Origin of the sequence: Bartonella pachyuromydis, assembly GCF_039543065.1 — a bacterium.
In the GTDB taxonomy this organism is placed as follows: Bacteria; Pseudomonadota; Alphaproteobacteria; order Rhizobiales; family Rhizobiaceae; genus Bartonella; species Bartonella pachyuromydis.
This window is the reverse complement of sequence record NZ_BAABJA010000011.1, coordinates 1-16,985: the sequence shown is the minus strand read 5'-3', so window position 1 is coordinate 16,985 and position 16,985 is coordinate 1. Positions and strand designations below refer to the sequence as shown.

The 16,985-nt window shown below is 40.1% G+C and carries 12 protein-coding genes and 2 pseudogenes; 1 reads left to right on the top strand and 13 read right to left on the bottom strand.

Features of this window, described 5'->3' with window-relative positions:
* Position 1: 1 nt before the first annotated feature.
* From ABD917_RS06845 to ABD917_RS06820, 6 genes are all read right to left on the bottom strand, one after another.
* A complete protein-coding gene (locus ABD917_RS06845; RefSeq protein WP_345119350.1) occupies positions 2-1,894 on the bottom strand; it encodes a portal protein in 1,893 nt (630 codons plus the stop codon).
* On the bottom strand, positions 1,894-3,219 hold the full coding sequence (locus tag ABD917_RS06840; protein WP_345119349.1) for a PBSX family phage terminase large subunit: 1,326 nt from the start codon (positions 3,217-3,219) through the stop codon (positions 1,894-1,896). Before ABD917_RS06840 ends, ABD917_RS06845 begins: the two co-directional genes overlap by 1 nt.
* Before the next feature lie 110 nt (positions 3,220-3,329).
* Complete coding sequence (locus ABD917_RS06835) at positions 3,330-3,644, bottom strand: hypothetical protein (RefSeq protein ID WP_345119378.1); 315 nt, start codon at positions 3,642-3,644, stop codon at positions 3,330-3,332.
* A 1,070-nt stretch (positions 3,645-4,714) separates the two neighbouring features.
* Positions 4,715-7,294 carry an ATP-dependent chaperone ClpB gene (gene clpB, locus ABD917_RS06830; protein WP_345119348.1) on the bottom strand — a complete coding sequence of 860 codons (2,580 nt, stop codon included), beginning with the start codon at positions 7,292-7,294 and terminating at the stop codon, positions 4,715-4,717.
* A gap of 18 nt (positions 7,295-7,312) precedes the next feature.
* Positions 7,313-7,486, bottom strand: coding sequence for a hypothetical protein (locus ABD917_RS06825; RefSeq protein ID WP_345119347.1), 174 nt, complete (start codon positions 7,484-7,486; stop codon positions 7,313-7,315).
* Entirely contained in the window at positions 7,467-7,610 is a 144-nt protein-coding gene (locus ABD917_RS06820; protein WP_345119345.1) for a hypothetical protein, read from the bottom strand. The genes ABD917_RS06825 and ABD917_RS06820 overlap by 20 nt, the downstream gene beginning before the upstream one ends.
* Before the next feature lie 498 nt (positions 7,611-8,108).
* Here ABD917_RS06820 and ABD917_RS06815 point away from each other — a divergent pair, with 498 nt between their 5' ends.
* Complete coding sequence (locus ABD917_RS06815; RefSeq protein WP_345119344.1) at positions 8,109-9,044, top strand: DUF3472 domain-containing protein; 936 nt, start codon at positions 8,109-8,111, stop codon at positions 9,042-9,044.
* 1,160 nt (positions 9,045-10,204) lie between these two features.
* Here the strand turns inward: ABD917_RS06815 and yacG are convergent.
* The 7 genes and pseudogenes from yacG to ABD917_RS06780 form a co-directional block, all read right to left on the bottom strand.
* Positions 10,205-10,528 (bottom strand): DNA gyrase inhibitor YacG, encoded by a 324-nt coding sequence (yacG, locus tag ABD917_RS06810; protein ID WP_345119343.1) that lies wholly within the window; start codon positions 10,526-10,528, stop codon positions 10,205-10,207.
* Positions 10,529-10,545: 17 nt separating this feature from the next.
* Positions 10,546-11,232: a Maf family nucleotide pyrophosphatase gene (locus tag ABD917_RS06805; RefSeq protein ID WP_345119342.1), complete on the bottom strand. Its 687-nt coding sequence runs from the start codon at positions 11,230-11,232 to the stop codon at positions 10,546-10,548.
* Between the two features lie 192 nt (positions 11,233-11,424).
* Positions 11,425-11,643 carry a translation initiation factor IF-1 gene (infA, locus tag ABD917_RS06800; RefSeq protein WP_004857577.1) on the bottom strand — a complete coding sequence of 73 codons (219 nt, stop codon included), beginning with the start codon at positions 11,641-11,643 and terminating at the stop codon, positions 11,425-11,427.
* Positions 11,644-12,892: 1,249 nt separating this feature from the next.
* Positions 12,893-13,474 carry a disulfide bond formation protein B gene (locus ABD917_RS06795; protein WP_345119341.1) on the bottom strand — a complete coding sequence of 194 codons (582 nt, stop codon included), beginning with the start codon at positions 13,472-13,474 and terminating at the stop codon, positions 12,893-12,895.
* Positions 13,475-13,484: 10 nt separating this feature from the next.
* A complete protein-coding gene (locus ABD917_RS06790) occupies positions 13,485-13,637 on the bottom strand; it encodes a DUF5993 family protein (RefSeq protein WP_273721568.1) in 153 nt (50 codons plus the stop codon).
* Between the two features lie 1,236 nt (positions 13,638-14,873).
* Positions 14,874-16,043, bottom strand: a pseudogene (locus ABD917_RS06785) (MFS transporter).
* Between the two features lie 495 nt (positions 16,044-16,538).
* Positions 16,539-16,985, bottom strand: a pseudogene (locus tag ABD917_RS06780) (replication protein C); the annotation flags it as partial.

Below are 16,985 nucleotides of genomic sequence, written 5' to 3'. Positions count from 1 at the left end.
TTTACCCTTGCGCATTTGCCTTTTGCAAAAGAGCTTGCGCCAGCTTCTCCATCTGCGCATTAAGCACTCCATGCGTTCCACCGCGAAACTCTCCAGCATCACTAAACTGCCCTCCACCACTGTCAGGAGCATTTTGCCCCTCCAAGCCTCTATATGTTTGCACGTTGTGTGGCACTTCTTGAACTTGTGCTTTAAGGGCAATTTTATGGATAAGGGAGGCAGGCAAAGGAGAATAACGCAAAAGGTCGAGCATAATCTCTGGTGTTGTAAAATTTTGCATCAAAGGCAACAATTGCATAATAATGGCAAATGTCCGCTCTTTTTCATTAAGACTTGTTGGCGCATCATCAACGACAATATCATATTCTAAACTGGTAATCATCTCGCGCGTCAGTGGCACATACTGAGCATTTTCCTCTCCAGCAATACGTACCAATCTCCCATCGGAGAGATAATTTTGAATAAGATAGAGAATAATTTTTCCCTGCCGCTGCCGGTACCTTCGCAAAGCATCAAAGAATGAAGCCAATAAATTGAGTGAGGATTGGCGACGTTGTTCTTCTAAAATTCCAGGTTGGTTTACCGCCCGTGTACCAACAAATTCAGAAGACAGTCCTGTGACTTGTTCTATCGCACTTTTTGCTTCATTAAACAGTTGAAAAAAGCCTTGTGGAAATTGTGCAACGGGTTTAGGTTGGATTCTTCCCCCAGAAACAGCCCCACTTTTCAACCAAGTAATGCTATCTGCTCTTGCCCAACTCTCTGTAGCTTGGCGATCATCATCGAAAGCGTCGCGTTCTGCCATAATCCCGCCTTTTGACTGACTATTGAGCAAATGCATCACTTGACTAAAATATTTATTTGCCCAGCGTTGTGGATCTTTTGCTGGTTTGACAATCCCGTAAAATTGCTGGCTTAATTTATCAAAACTACCGGTAATACACTCCCAGCCCAACTGACCAGCTGGTACCAAGGGCTTATCGGGTGTTTCGAGCAATTTTCGCCCCAAAAAAGCACGTTTAACAATTTTTTTTGCTAATCTTGTTGCTTGGATTTGCGGAAATTCTTTACGTAAATTTTGGAAATCCTGTTCTGAATAATCGATAAATTTTCCGCTTAAAGGATCAAGGACTTTATAAACAATCTCACGCTCAAACCATCGGCATTCCGCCAATGTCACCATTTTAGGGCGTTGATAGCCCTCTTCCTCTCCATGATAGCCTTGCCCATTTTCCACACTGGTTTGGTGCATAAATGTCTGATGTTTGACCCAATCTGCATGAAGATCACTCCAATGGACATGGGGAAACATTTCTCTTGCCACATCGATAGGTTTTTCATCAATATACCATAAGCGCTGTGCATCAATGAGATTGGGTTTTACGGCACTTGCATCCCAGATCATTTTCATAGGATCTAGCCTTGCAATAACGGGTTTTCCCCGCGGATCTTGTTCATAATCGAGTCTGGTATCGGTCCAACCCATACCGCAAATAATGGCATCTTGAAAGGCATCGGAATCCTCGTACTCTCCGTCAGCCTCATCACGAAACCATTCTGCTGCCCCTGTGAGGATTTGGTTGGCAAAAGCCGCGCCTTCTTGACGAGGAATAAATTGCACTTGACGTTTATTATTGCGCTCAGTACCAATCACGGCATTGATCAGCGGGGCAATGCGGTTAAAGGTCATAACCGGTCTATTTTGTTCGCGCAAGACAGCGAGATCTTGCTCATTCCATTGCCGCCCATTATAAAAATCGTAATCTTCTTGGGCATTTTTTCGCCATTTCTCGACATGATCAATATCGTCGTGATACCAGCCAACCAATTTTTTAAACAGCGCTTGATTTTCAAGGGTTTCGAGTGGATCAAAAGAATCTGTAGAAATATTCATTAGAAAGCCATCCATGAAGTTTGAGAATGGTGAGAAGAGCGATAAGCATTTTTTTTCGCTTGTATATTAGGCTGTTCATAAGCCACACACATCAATCCAAAAGCATCGGCGCCATGGCTTGCCCAATCATGTTCAGCGCCCAGCCCGATATTGCGTTGTTCATCACGCTTTTCGTGATACCAAGCGAGAGCCTTTCGCCCAGCATGTGTTGTCTCTTCGTTAAACCATATAGCAGGAAACAATCGGCGCACCGCTTCGATACGCATTTTCACCGCCCCAACACCTTGATTGGGAATAATTTTGGTTTGAAAACCGGCTTGTTGGAGAGCACTTTCGAAACTAACATTATAGACGCGGTCTTTTGTTGCTCCATCATGAGGCAAAACCATCAACGCCTTCTCATATCCGCGTTGAAACACCCATCCCACATGCTCTGAGAGGGGCTGTCCTTGAGCTTCATAATAATCGAGCACACGGATTTCCCGCCCCACAAATTGTGCGACCCACAAAGCAGTAGCATCAGCCTTTGCCCCCGTTCCGCCGATATCCCAGAAAATTCTGATCTGCATAAGCGGATCACGAGGAACCGTGGTAATACGCCCCTCGCGTGAAGCTTCAAGTAACGCTTTTTGGTAATAAGCGCCCTCAACAGTTTGGAGATATTCGCCCTCCCAAATATGGTTATATTGTTCGGATCGTTGTTGCAAATCCGCCTTGCGATCTCGATTGAGTTTTTCAGGAAATTGCGGATTATCCCGCCAATTAATTTCAACACCTTTGATATTGGGGTCATTGACATTTCGGAAACGTTTTTCCACGGGTGCATTTTCATGGCACGGGTTCCATGTCACCCACAATTCAGCATTCCAATCGTCACCTTCTTCGCGCAGCGTTGGAATGAGCGTTTGCCAGGCCGCCTCAGTCACGGGTTCCGCCTCATCCACCCAGCAGAGAAAAACCCGCCCCATGGATTTAATACTTGCGATATTTCGATCAAGCCCAGCGAAAACATAGACGATACGCCCATCTTTTGACTTAATATATTTATCGCCGATTTCATAATAGTCTTGTAGAAAAGGATAAGACTCGATAGCACGTTTAATTTCCTCCAAAGAACTTTCATTGAGCGAATTTTGAAATTGCCGTGCACAGAGAATAATCCCCCGCTCTCCCGCCTTGCCATGGCGATATCCAACCACAGCAGACATCAAAGCAAAAGAACGTGTTTTTCCAGAGCCCCGTCCGCCCCAAGCGGCCCGCACATCGGCTTTTCCAGTAAAAACCGGAATAAGCTTTGGAATAAGAGCAATTTGCGCCGTTGTCATTCGCCCTCAAGCACACTCATCTTCAAAAACATACTTCCCAAAGAACCACACTCTCAAGCCTCCAAAACACCTTCAAGCATCACATCACACACCCTCAAACATCGGAATACTTAGTCTCTTTCTTCCCCCGACACCGCATCCTTTGCCCTTACAGGAACGATCTCAACGCGTGAAATAGTTTTGACATCGCCTCCCGCATCGCCGGTCACTTGCAGCGGCAACACTTTAGCCAGCAGCGAAAAAAAAGGCACAGGATTATTCAATGCATGATATTGGAGGTAAGACACCAAGCCATCCTCACCATAGTGATATCCAGCTTGCTCAGCAGCAGTAAGAAGTGCTTCATTAAAGCGCCTTGTTGTTTTATTCAAAGCTCCCTTTTTCCGCCCTCTTCGGCGTAAAGGAAGATGAGATTCATCTGCCATCATCCTATTCCTATAAATAAAGAAAAGCGCATCCCGCGACATAAAAACAGCATAAGAACCAGCGACAAAATTTTAACAACATCTCATCGCTTTTCAATCAAAGCTCAAAATCAATTAGCTCCCTGAAACAATCTTTGTATGACAACATATTTTTGTTCACCCTTTGCTGAAGCTTTGAGTGAAGTTTTTTTTGCCGTTTTTCTTCCTTTCATCAGGATAATGCTCTTCAACCCTCTAAAAATAAGCAATTTTCCTCCAGCATCTTCCCCCAAAGATGTATCAAGAAAACAGCAAGAGAAGAGAAAAAGAAGAGCGCTATTTAAAAAGGAAAGACATTGAGAAGAACAAGAGTATTCCCTCATAAGAGACCAAAAAACGAACACTCACTCCCCCATCCCTTTGCTGAAAACAAACAGCAAAGTGCCCCAGCAAAGGATGAGCAAAAATATACCATCATACAAAGATTGCTGACACTCCTTTTTTAGAAAACACCCCCCAAAAGATCTCTTTAATAGACCAGAAAAAAACTTATTGATGAAAGACAAAAGCTGAACGGACAATTCCATAAATTCTTGATAATTTTATAAAATATAAGCTATTAAAATGAATAACCAATAACAACCACAAACCTATCATGAAAAACTATAAAATGAAGAGAGAAGAGGGTCTGCAAAACTACAGGCTCTAGACGGCTTTATAAAGGCAAAACCACTAGGCTTAACTCATAAAATACTCACTTTCGGTAATGTTATTTTCCCCCCTGTCATTTCACCTGCTTTGCAACAGAAAAAGCGTACAATTCCGATTGTGTCATTATGATACCGATTCAGATTAACCTTGTCAAGTTTTTTTATGTTTTCACCGCTTTTTTATCTGTCTTTTTCTTTCTCTCAGAGAGAGTCCTGCCATAAGCACTCTCCCCACAAACATCTTTTCTCAAAAGCCTTTCCCTTATCAACCATCCTTTTCTAAGCCTTACCCCTCAAAAAAGCTTCCCCTTATGGAAGAACTCTTCTCCCCTACAAGCACATTTCCTCTCATGGAAATGCTTCTTTTTGGGGAAGATATTTTTAATTTTCAGACGAAAAAGTCAATTGATTTCCCTCTTTTGCAATAGTCACCGTCATCTCATCGTGGATTTTTCCAAACAAGATATTTTCCGCGAGTGGATCTTGGATTTCTTTTTGAATAATACGTTTGAGAGGTCGTGCTCCATAGAGCGGATCATAGCCTTTATCGGCCAGGAACTGGCGTACTTCAGGTTCGATATGCAAAGTGATTTTGCGTTCATCGAGCAAATTTTGCAAATGTTGTATCTGAATATCAACGATAGCTTCCATATCCGTTCGTTGTAATCGTTGAAAGAGAATGATCTCATCAACACGGTTAAGGAATTCGGGGCGGAAAGCTTCTTTGACAACATTCATAACATCTTCTTTTGCTTGATCAGTTGTTTGTCCTTCCGGCAAGGCGGTTAAAAATTCCGCGCCCAGATTTGAGGTCATAATCAACAAGGTGTTGCGAAAATCGACGGTACGCCCTTGGCTATCGGTCAAACGTCCCTCATCAAGCACTTGCAACAACAGATTAAAAATATCGGGGTGTGCTTTTTCAATTTCATCGAACAAGATGACCTGATAAGGTCTTCTACGCACAGCTTCGGTCAGCACGCCTCCCTCTTCATATCCGACATATCCAGGCGGGGCACCAATCAAGCGTGCACCGGCATGCTTTTCCATATATTCTGACATATCGATACGCAACATGGCATTTTGATCTTGAAAGAGAAAAGCGGCAAGCGCTTTGGTTAATTCGGTTTTTCCCACACCGGTAGGACCAAGAAACATAAAAGAGCCGATGGGGCGATTGGGGTCTTGTAAGCCCGCACGAGCGCGTCGCACAGCACGAGAAACAGCTTGCACAGCTTCTCCTTGTCCAATCACACGTTTGCCAATTTCATCTTCCATACGCAAGAGCGTTTCACGTTCTGCCTCAAGCATCCGATCAACAGGAATTCCAGTCCAACGAGAAACAATCCGTGCCACATGCTCAGCGGTCACGGTTTCTTCCACGAGATGATTTTGTTGATCATCGTTTTCCGCGATACTCAATTGTTTTTCGAGTTGGGGAATGACACTATAAGCGAGTTCACCGGCTTTTTGAAATTGCCCATCGCGCTGAGCCATAGCCAAAGCATTGCGTGCTTCTTCGAGTTGTTTTTTCAAATCAGCAGCATGGCCTAATTTTTGTTTTTCCGCCTGCCAAGCCGTTGTCATTTCCGCAGATTTCTGTTCCAATGTACTGAGTTCATCTTGCACGGTTTTCAGTCGTTCTTTAGCTGTTGGCTCGACATCGGTTTTCAAAGCTTCTCGTTCGATTTTCAACTGTAAGATACGCCGATCCAAAGCATCGAGTTCTTCAGGTTTTGAATCGACCTGCATACGCAAGCGTGCCGCCGCCTCATCAATGAGATCAATGGCTTTATCGGGCAAGAAGCGATCGGTAATATAGCGGTTAGAGAGCTTTGCTGCAGCGATCAGCGCACTGTCAGCCAAGCGCACTTTGTGATGTTGTTCATATTTTTCTTTAATGCCGCGCAGAATAGAGATAGTATCCTCTAGGGTTGGTTCAGGCACAAAGACGGGTTGGAATCGTCTTGCAAGAGCAGCATCTTTTTCGACATATTTGCGGTATTCATCGAGGGTTGTTGCGCCCACACAATGGAGTTCTCCGCGCGCCAGAGCGGGTTTAAGCAAGTTGGAAGCATCCATAGGACCATCGGATTTTCCAGCCCCGACCAAGTTATGCAATTCATCAATAAAGAGGATGATTTGCCCATTTTCCGCTTGCACCTCAGCCAATACGGCTTTAAGCCGCTCTTCAAATTCACCGCGATATTTTGCTCCCGCGATAAGCGCTCCCATATCGAGTGCATAGAGCTGTTTATCGCGCAAAGTTTCAGGCACATCGCCATTGACAATACGTAGTGCTAAGCCTTCAACGATTGCGGTTTTTCCCACCCCAGGTTCACCAATCAGCACGGGATTATTTTTGGTACGCCTTGAGAGCACCTGCACCGTGCGGCGAATTTCTTCTTCACGACCAATAACAGGGTCAAGTTTTCCCTCGCGTGCATCTTTGGTAAGATCGCGTGCATATTTTTGCAAAGCATCATATTGGCTTTCAGCATGGGGACTTGTAGCGGTTTTTCCTTTACGCAACGCATCAATAGCGTGATTGAGTGCTTGAGATGTCAACCCTGCTTTTGTAAGAATATCGGCTGTTTTTGCGGATTTTTCCATGATAAGCGCTTGCAACACGCGCTCGACGGTGACAAACTGATCACCGGCTTTTTTAGCAAGATCTTCAGCTAAGGTAAAAACTTTTGCCAAGGGCTGTGCAAGATAGAGTTGCCCATTTCCGCCTTGTATTTTTGGCAAAGCATTGAGAGCTTGGATAAGTTCCTTTTGAATAACAGTAAGATCCCCTCCTGCTTTTTGGATGAGAGATGCAGCTAATCCTTGAGAATCCTCTAACAACACTTTGAGAAGATGCTCGGGCAGAAACTGTTGATGATCAGAAGAGAGAGCGTTATTTTGTGCTGATTGTAAAAAACCTTGCAGTCGTTCGCTATATTTTTCTAGGTTCATTTTTTTTCCTTTCTTGCACTACCACTCTTTAGCTCCCCAAAGCGCACTCACAAGGAATAACCCACCCCCATAAAACACTGCGAACGAGGCAGCATGAAGAATAACCGTCGTGCTAAAAGGAATATGGGTTCTCAAAAGCCCCATAGCAAGAGGACAAGTACTAGAGACATTATTATTTTTCAACGAAACCACAATCTTCCCCTCCCCCACCTCTTCTCCAACGCTCTTTCACAGCACCCACATCTCTCCCCCAAGCCTTACCACCAACACTCCACTCCCAGTACTCCACCATCACCCCTTGCCACCCAAATCTCACCACCCGCCCCTCACCTTAACGCCCCCCCAACTCTTAGCTCCCTTCACCAATCTTCCACCGCAATCTATGAGTATCCACAAAAACATGCATAATGCACAAACTCTCCCGTTTTACGCTTTTACATATTCACAGAAAGCAGTCTTTCCGACCTCTTCTCCAACGCTCTTTCACACCACCCGCATCTCACTACCAAAACTCCTCCACCAACGCCTTAACACCAAACTTTGAATTTGAAGCTCTAAATAGAGTACGAAATACACTTTTTGCTTTAAATAAAATAATATTTTACAACATATAATATAAATAAAGACTGGAAGTATTTATCGCATTGTTTCTTTAAAAGATCCTGAATATATATTTATATATATATTTATATTGACTTTATGAACGCGAAGGAGATTAAATATGTACCACAACATAAAAAAGCTGTTCCTAATATTTTTATTTCTTCTGATAAGCAAACCGAGCTATGCTGTATTTGCAGGTAAAGTTATTACGATGCAACACACATGGCGCCATAATACATTCTTCGATAGCCTATCTTTTTCCCAGCAAATAAATTATGATGGTGGAGCTGATGCCATCTATTTTTGGGGCAACCAATTTCAGTTCAAGGATGGAAAAAATGGCTATATTGGTTTATTCAACAGAGGCACCCGCACTGTTCACTTCTCTATCTGGAATGCAACAGGATGGAAGAGTGATAAATGTAAGCATTTCACCCATGAGGGTTCTGGAGTACGGTGTGAAATTGAATTTCCTTGGAAGCTTGGGCGTCGATACAAATTAGACGTTTTCAAGAATGGCAATCTTGTTACAGGTACCATATCGGATCTTGTAACTGGTAAAACAACAACGGTCGGTGTCATTGAAGTACCAAGCAGCTTTGGCAAACTCTATAATTCTTCAAGCTTTGTTGAAGACCATTCTCGTTGGAAAAGAGATCTTTCCTCCTGTTATGTTTTGAGTCCACAAAGTTCAATTTTTTTCAATCCTACAGCCGATAAAAGCGGTACACCATACCAAGCGTTGCAACAAGCCTCTGCACAAGGAATCTGTAAAGATCCTTACGTTGTGCAAATAGCGTGTAACCTCAGTTATTGCATGAATAATATAAGCGACCTTGGAGGCTTAGCCTCGCCTGTGACAAAGAACGTCCGCATTGCCAATGGGAAAAATCTGTCTGCGCAAACGATTTCGGAAGCCTTAAAAAAGGAAGAACTTATCGCCATTCGTTTACAAAATGGTTCGTGGTCACCCAATATTTCTTTACCAGAAGCGCGTTTATTTAAGTGGAAATCAATTTTTGTAGACCACCAAGCAGCGCTTAGTTCTTTACTTCACATCAATAACAGCACACAAAAAATAACGACGGGGCAAAAGATTATGTATATGTCTGATGGCAAAATCTGGAAAATGATGCAAAAGAATTAATCTTTTCCCCTGCTAAAAAAGAGAAAATCCCTTATGTTGATTTGAAAATGAATGGGCATGAGGGATTTTATCTCTCCCACTCTTGTTTTTATACTTTTGGAATTATATCTTAAAATTCATTATTTTATTCTGGATAAAATGATTTTTAACTTTGAGGAGATTTTGTGCTTTAAGATGCCTCGTTTTTCTCGCCTATTTCAAACAGCCTCTTCACCGCAAATGTAAACGCCAGTTCTTTTGCCATATCCGCTTCAACTTTTTCAACGATCTTCAAATATTCGACCTCTCCTCAAACTCAAGAGGTAATTTTCTAAGATGCAAATCTCTGTTCTCTCCAAAACTAAAGTCTCCTCATATCCCCAATCTTCTCATGACAATTCAAATCACTTGATTTTTTCTCATCTCTCATGCCTCATTCTTTAAAAGATGTCCAACTTCTCTCACAAGCTTCGAATATCCTTCAAGACCAAAATCAATTCTCTAAGAGACAACTACCTCGAATTCCGCCAGCACTCGCTATCCAATCTTGACTTTATTCTCGACGGATCCGGCCCTCGATTACTATACTTTTCTGTGTCAGCACAAACTCGCGTTTTAGCTGCAGTCCCAACAGGTAAAATCTTCTAAACTCTGCGTAAATTCCTTACCAGTTGCAAATTTCTACCTGCGTCATAAACCTTATTTTCAGCGTTCTAAAACAGCGGATGATGTTATTCTTCATCACGACTTTTCGGTGGTGGTAGCAAAAGAGAAATACTAAAAAACGAACAGTTCAGATCAAAAGCTGAGTGCCCCTATGAAACAACGAACTTTTTGGAGAAAAAACATGATATGGAATTTATAAAGCAAACAAAGCAGGAGAGATATTTTTATTTGTATTTAGCTTGCCTCTACAAACTTTGAATTTCCAATATCCATCCTTTCCTCAAATCCAAATCTTTACTCTTGCTTTTGCTCTTCAAAACTAAAGCCCCCAAAAAACGCTTTCCCTATTGGTAAAGCCCCTTCCTCTCAAAGCACCCCCTCAATGCTCTGCACTTCATATTCTGCCGCAGACATTAAATACCCCTCCTTTCTATAAGAAAAAGGCAATTCTCCAAAGTTCAAATATCTCCCTTACCTTAAGTCGCATTTCTAACGCCATGGGATAGTAGATGATTTTATTCTTCTTCATCACTGACTTGTGGCGGTGGGGGCAAGATATAAGCACCGGACAACCAGCGATTAAGATCAATAGCGCGGCATCGTGTTGAACAAAAAGGATAGGCGTTTTGTTGTGCCATTTGACCACAAATAGGACAAGGGTGCGCAGGACGGATTGGAGAAGTTTTTGTTTGTGTTAAATCTGTTTTTTTGTGTGTTTGTTGCGTTTTTGTTATTTGTTGACAGCTATTATTGACTTTTTTTGCTGTTTGTTTTTTTTCATTTTGCGCCTCCCATTTTGGTTGTTTTTCATCTTGTATCATTGATTTTACCTGCAGCATAAATTTCTCTCATGCATTTACCCAGTCCAAGAAGAGAGCAATGGATAGTGATAAGCTGTGAGAAGATCCATTGTTTCCGCCAAGGGTAGTCCCACCACATTGGAATAAGAACCAGCAATATGGACGACAAAAGCAGCAGCTTTTCCCTGAATGGCATAGCCCCCAGCTTTTCCTTCCCATTCTCCAGAAGCAAGATATGCCTCCATCAATGGAGCGGTCAATCGTCTAAAACGGACACGACTTTCAATCAATTTTACGCTTATTTGGTTGGCTTCATTGAGGGCACAAATAGCACCATAGACCTTGTGAGAACGTCCAGAAAGGAAGCGCAAACATTCATAAGCCTCATCTTCGCCCTCTGGTTTAGGGAGAATGGTGCGTCCTACAGCCACCACAGTATCAGCAGCCAAAATGATCATTTTCCGCACGGCATTTTCTTGCTCATTTTGATAGCGCCATAATAAAGCCTCTTGCGCTTTAAGGGCTTTTTCTTTTGCCAAACGTCTGGCAAGATTTGCAGGATGTTCTCTTATCTTTGGTGTTTCATCGATATTGGCTGCGTAAACCTCATGAGGCTCAAGACCGATCTGCGCCAAAAGTGTCAAGCGACGGGGTGAAGCGGAAGCAAGCACCAATTGGATTTCTTCATCAGGATGTTTTTTAAAATGCTCTTTTCCTAAGAAGGTTTTCTTTAAGTTTCTCATTTTCGCCCCCTCAGAATAATTTTAAGCTCGCACCCAATTCATTTTGGCGTCATGAAATATTCTGTAATATAACTTCACGTGTCTTTCATAACACTTTCATTTCTTCTGGTTTTTTACTTAAACCAATAAAAGACATCAAGGTCTTTTAGAAACGATAGGAACGCTTTACAGAAAACAATCACCATCTCTGATCTACTTATAGCGATAGGTAATACGCCCTTTTGTCAAATCATAAGGGGTCATTTCCACCATGATTTTATCCCCAGCTAACACGCGAATACGATTTTTCCGCATTCTTCCAGCGGTATGAGCAATAATTTCATGATCATTTTCTAATTTCACACGAAACATCGCATTCGGTAAGAGTTCAGTTACGATACCAGAAAATTCTAAAACTTCTTCTTTTGACATAAAAAACAAATTCCTTTACAGTGCGTATAATTTTTCCAGCGTTCATACCCTATTTTCTCAGTTTTGTGAACAAGAATCCAACAAAAAGGGAAAGCTTTTTGTTTTTGTGTTTGTTCCCTAAAGCGATCAAAAAACTTTAACCTACAAAGCTTTACTCCTTCCCTTTAGCCAATTTAAAAGCATATTATTCTCCCCCCCTTTCAGCATATAGCTCAGCATCAACAAAAATAGAGCACAGACAACTTTTTCACACTTTTACAGAAGCACACTTTTTCGCTTTTCAATATTTACAGAAAGCAGCAAATTTATACAAATGCATGATGCTATAGCGCTATCAAGAATGGTTTGAAACTCTCTTCCTCTCATTAAAGAACTCTCACCTATCAACTGTGAACTTTTAGAGAATTCCTGTACCATGGCACAAATCAACGCATGAAAACACACAGCTTCTCTTTCAAACTATCAATGCCCCCATATCCTCTTCCTTCATGAAGCGCAGATTTTAAAACAGTTATCATCTGTTTGCAGATATGTCAGTTTACAGGAAAATGTTAAAATATGACACGGACCACCCTTTACATAATCACCCTCACCATCTTCTCGATAGGGTTATCTATATTTGATAAAAAGCGGTATTTGCAACTTTCAAGACGTTTCAAGACAATAAAAATACTTATCTCAGTCTATCACTTTGTTTAGAATCAGTATGAAATTTTTTTGCTTTACAGGCAATACAAAGACTTTACCCTGAACTCTACCAAGGCCTGTGGAAAAAGAGCGTATTATATTGCCAAATCCATAAGCGAAGCAAAGAATCATTCAAAAAAAAGAGGGTCATTCATTACAAACAACCCCTCACAGAAAATTATTTCAGTAACAACTTGCTAAATTTTACCCCAACGCTCTAGAAGCATTACAATTGCTTTCAAGCATTCACGAACATCAAACTATAGGATGTGCTAACATAGAATATAAAAAGGTACAAGAATAAAAAAAGCTTTTTATTTCTTCGAGAAGAGATTTTAGCATAAAAAGTTTTTCATTAGAGGGATTATTAAGAGTAATCTATACTCTTTTAGAAAGGCAAGAAATATCTATAAAAATAGACTAAAACTGTACTTCTATAGGGGAAAGATCAAGGATCTGCATGCATTTTAAAGTTTTTGCAAAAAAGGAGCGGCAACGCTAGATTGCCACTTCTTTTTGAAGATTAAGATATTATCCGGAAAATTTATGAAAAAAAAACACTTTAAGAAGAGGCATCAAACCAACTTGATAACAATTCATATCTTACGGGATCATCAGCACATTGCCCCCCTCCGCACTCGAGCACAGTAGAAATCAAGTTTGCTGCGATCAAAAACACAAACAAGAAACTTGCCATTTTTGCCAACATTGGAAAAGGAGAGAATTCCTTAAATTTATGTGCTAATTCACCCAACACCATAACCACGGCAACGGCGAGAATACAAAGAACAGAGATAATGAAAGCCCAAGTATAAAAATGCAATCCAAAGAATGTTGAACCATACCCAAGATCATCGGGGGTGATGTGCAAGAACACCTGCCTTGCAGCGACAACACTGGTTACCATACAACCAAGAATAACCATACCATAATGGGTATTTTTCACTTTATGGTGAATATTGAGTAAAAACCCACACCCAGCCAGCATCAAACCAACGCGTTGGAGCAGACAAAGGGGACAAGGTAACTCAAACTTTACCAACTGATAATAAAAAGCCACCATCAAGACAATGGATAATCCAATAAGTCCTAAGGTATTCATCAATGTAACAAAATGAGGGTTTTTTTGTTCAACATGTTCCATGGCTACTCTCTCAAAAAGACAAATTTAAAGTAGAAGTTGCGTGATGATTAAAGGTGAGAAGAATGACAACTAATAAAACTGCCCACAAAGCATAACTTATATTTTTTTTGCCATACAAAGTCGTTACTGCTGTACCTAAAGCAATCAAAAATGGAAGAAACATAGCTTAAAGTCTCCTTTCTTATTATAGTGTGTAAAATATCAGAAAATTGGGCGAAAAAGAGACCATGAATGCATTATTCACAATTCATCCCTCATTTTTATTGTTTTTAACAATAATGAAGCAAACAATAGGGGATATAGGGCAGCAAAAGCGAATATCAACACAAAATATTTCATTTTGCAGCTCTCTTTATCAACAAATAAAAGCACAAATTCCCCCTGATGATAAAAGACTCATTTGAAGTGTAAAATATAAGTATCATTTATTCAATATGGGAATTTTTAGCTTCCTTTTTTCAAAATAAAACGCCCTTATTTTTGTCTTACTTTAGCCATCAAAATTTCTTTTTTTATGGCGATCAATGGTTTAAATTGATACATATATTGCGCGTTATGACTTAATTCTCTCTTTAGCCAACAAAAATGATGCGACGTAGTGAAAGCCCTAAAATAAAATTCGCCCTCTCTGCCAACTCCTATTGTATCTTTTGACAAATCTTATTCTCAAACAAGACTTCTAAGACAATAAACCGCACATCAAAAAACAGGCTTTCATCTCATCAGGCATGATCATTGACCAAAGCAAATCATGCTCGAGACACTTTAATTCTGAAAGCAAAACGGAAGCTTTTTTCTTGAATGCCAAGATTTAAATATCACGCCACATAAGCAAATAAACTTATCCCAAATGGAGATATTTGCTCAAAGGAGACAAATTTTATTGCATTTTTAATGAAGCAATTGAAATATCTCGCATACACTAAACAAATTGCAAAATTTTCTGCTTGTTATCTTGTGAAGGAACAAGCCGGCATCATCATATTCTCTGCCAGTTGCTCTTATAGAGAAATTTTTGATATCGGAAACGGTTCATAACAAGCATTTTGAGTCGTTTCCTCTATCGTTTTTCTCCACACACCAATCCCGCTTGTGACAGACACCTTGTGAGATGCAAAGATATCATTTTTCTTGCTTCACCATGGGAGAGATTTGACATGAAAAAATCTTACCATATTCAAGGCTCTTAAAAATTGAAGAGAAAATATGATAAATCAATGTGTTAACTGATAGAGATAAAACTTCTCATGACGCGTTACTTTTGGAAACAAAGCATCTGTTGTAACATCTAAAAAATGACCACCATTCTATGTGAAATCATGAAAAAGCAATGAGCAAAGAGTGTTGTTGCAAATATCAGGAACGAACCGTCTGAGAAAAAAGAAATGGCATAGAGATCTCAATGATCGTTATCTCCTGTCGTGCTAAGAGGTTTCTCTGTTATTTTTCTTAATTTTTATAACGCCAATCATTCCAGTGAAAACAATGAATGCAGACATCACTAAAAAAGAGCTCAACAATCCCAAGAGAGCAAAAAGTCCAGCAATAAAGCCAGATATGGCTTCAGCAGAGTTTTCTAAAGTTGAAAAGGTTCCAAAACTCTTTCCAAAATTTTCACGACGAGAATATAATTGAAGCGCTGATACTAAACTAATATCGACCAATGCACCAGTAAAGCCTAGAGGAGCAGGAGTTTTAAAGAAAGGAGTGCAGCGAAGGGCATAACAAATAAAACGCTCCCATAAAGAAGCCAAAAGATCATAAGTTTCAGTTCTGTAACTTTGACGATAACTTTATGATAGAGCACCCCGCCCACAATTGTTCCAACAGCAATAAGAGGAAAAAGAGTACTCACAAGGCTTTCCTCTCCCCCTATCGAGAGAACAAAAGCTGGAATTAAAAATCTTAAAATTTCCCCCGTAAAGAGAATAGCAAACGCAGAGCCAACGAGCGTAATAAATAAATGCTTATTTTCTGTAGAAAGAGATTTAAGATAAGAAGCTGTTTCCCGATAAATTTTTATAAAATTAAACGAGTTACTCTCACTTGTATTGAGATTCATGAGATGAAATAACAAGATAATAGAGATAAGATAGGTAAAAAAATTAAAAACGAGGACAGCGGATTTATTCGCAAAAAGAAGCAGAAGGGAACATACTAAAGGACCAATGACAGATGCAATCTCATTTATAATTTGTGCAATACTATTTGCCTTTGTCAGCTCCTTGATTGCAAACATTCTAGGAATAGCCGCTTGAAAACTTGGTTGAAAAATACTTCTTCCGATCGTTGTACAGATTGCAGCTACAATAAGCACAATAATATTTGCAGTCCCTGTTATAGCGGTTATCAAAACGAATAATGAGGCGAATAATCTCGCCAATTCACTGAAGATCATATTTTTCTTCAAAGAGAAATTATCCGCTAACCAACCGCCTATAGGCCCCAAAAAGAGAAAAGGAATAAAGCGAAAAAAATACACAAGACCTGTAAAAAAGATGTTATCTGTCAATTCCAAGACAAGTAAAACAAAAACAACTTCATAAGCATAATCACCAACTTTAGAAATAAAGAGAGAAGAAAAAAGAGCTAATGGACTCTTTTTTTTAAAATAACTTCATATCACCCACCCGATAGTAAATTTTTCTACAATTAAAGTTTCCCGCCCTTTCATAGAATTGGTGATATGAACTTCAAAGGAATGGCATATTTTCATAAATTGCTTCATAATTTAAGAGCAAACTTTTAAAATGCTTTCTTGCTAAACAATAAATCGTCATATATGTTTTTTTGGGGGAGATGTGTAATGTATACACCCCTGGGGGTTTTCCTATAGCCTCTTTCTTCACTTAAAAAAATGAAAGAAGATTTCCCTGTATGGTTGTGTATCCATGACAATGAGCTCATTCATCAGCTCTTGCAAGGTGATCATCATTCTTTCTCCGCCCTTACATCATATAACTCTATCTGCCTTTACCAAGGCAAAGAACAATCCAGAGGTTATTCGCCATGATTTTCTTGAGCGATCGTGCAAAACAGATATTGGCTTAGAGATTGGCAGAAATCATTGGATGGGGTATCGGTAATATTTTTCGATAAGAATTCCAAGAGCAAGAGCCGCTTTTTTGAAGCCCCATAGTTTTTTAGCTTCTTCAACATCATGAGACGAAATACCCTTCATTCTGGCTAAAAATTCCATGGAATCGATTAAATTCCTTTCAGATTGCAAGTCATGTTTAAGGAACATTGCAGTATGAGGCAGCGCTTCATTTAAAAGTTCTGGTTTGATGTAAAGCAATGGTGCATTTTTTGAAGGTAAGGTGGATTCAGATTTTTCTGAATACTCATTTTTGTTACAATTACAGTTATGGTTAAGGGTTGTATATTCTATGTACATTTCGTCAGCGAAATGTCTGTGTTTCGTTTTTGATGTTTTTTGTTTTAAAAAACTCTCTAAAATCCACTGAAAAAGACCTATTGCTTTGTGTAATTTTTCTACTGAAGCTTTGGC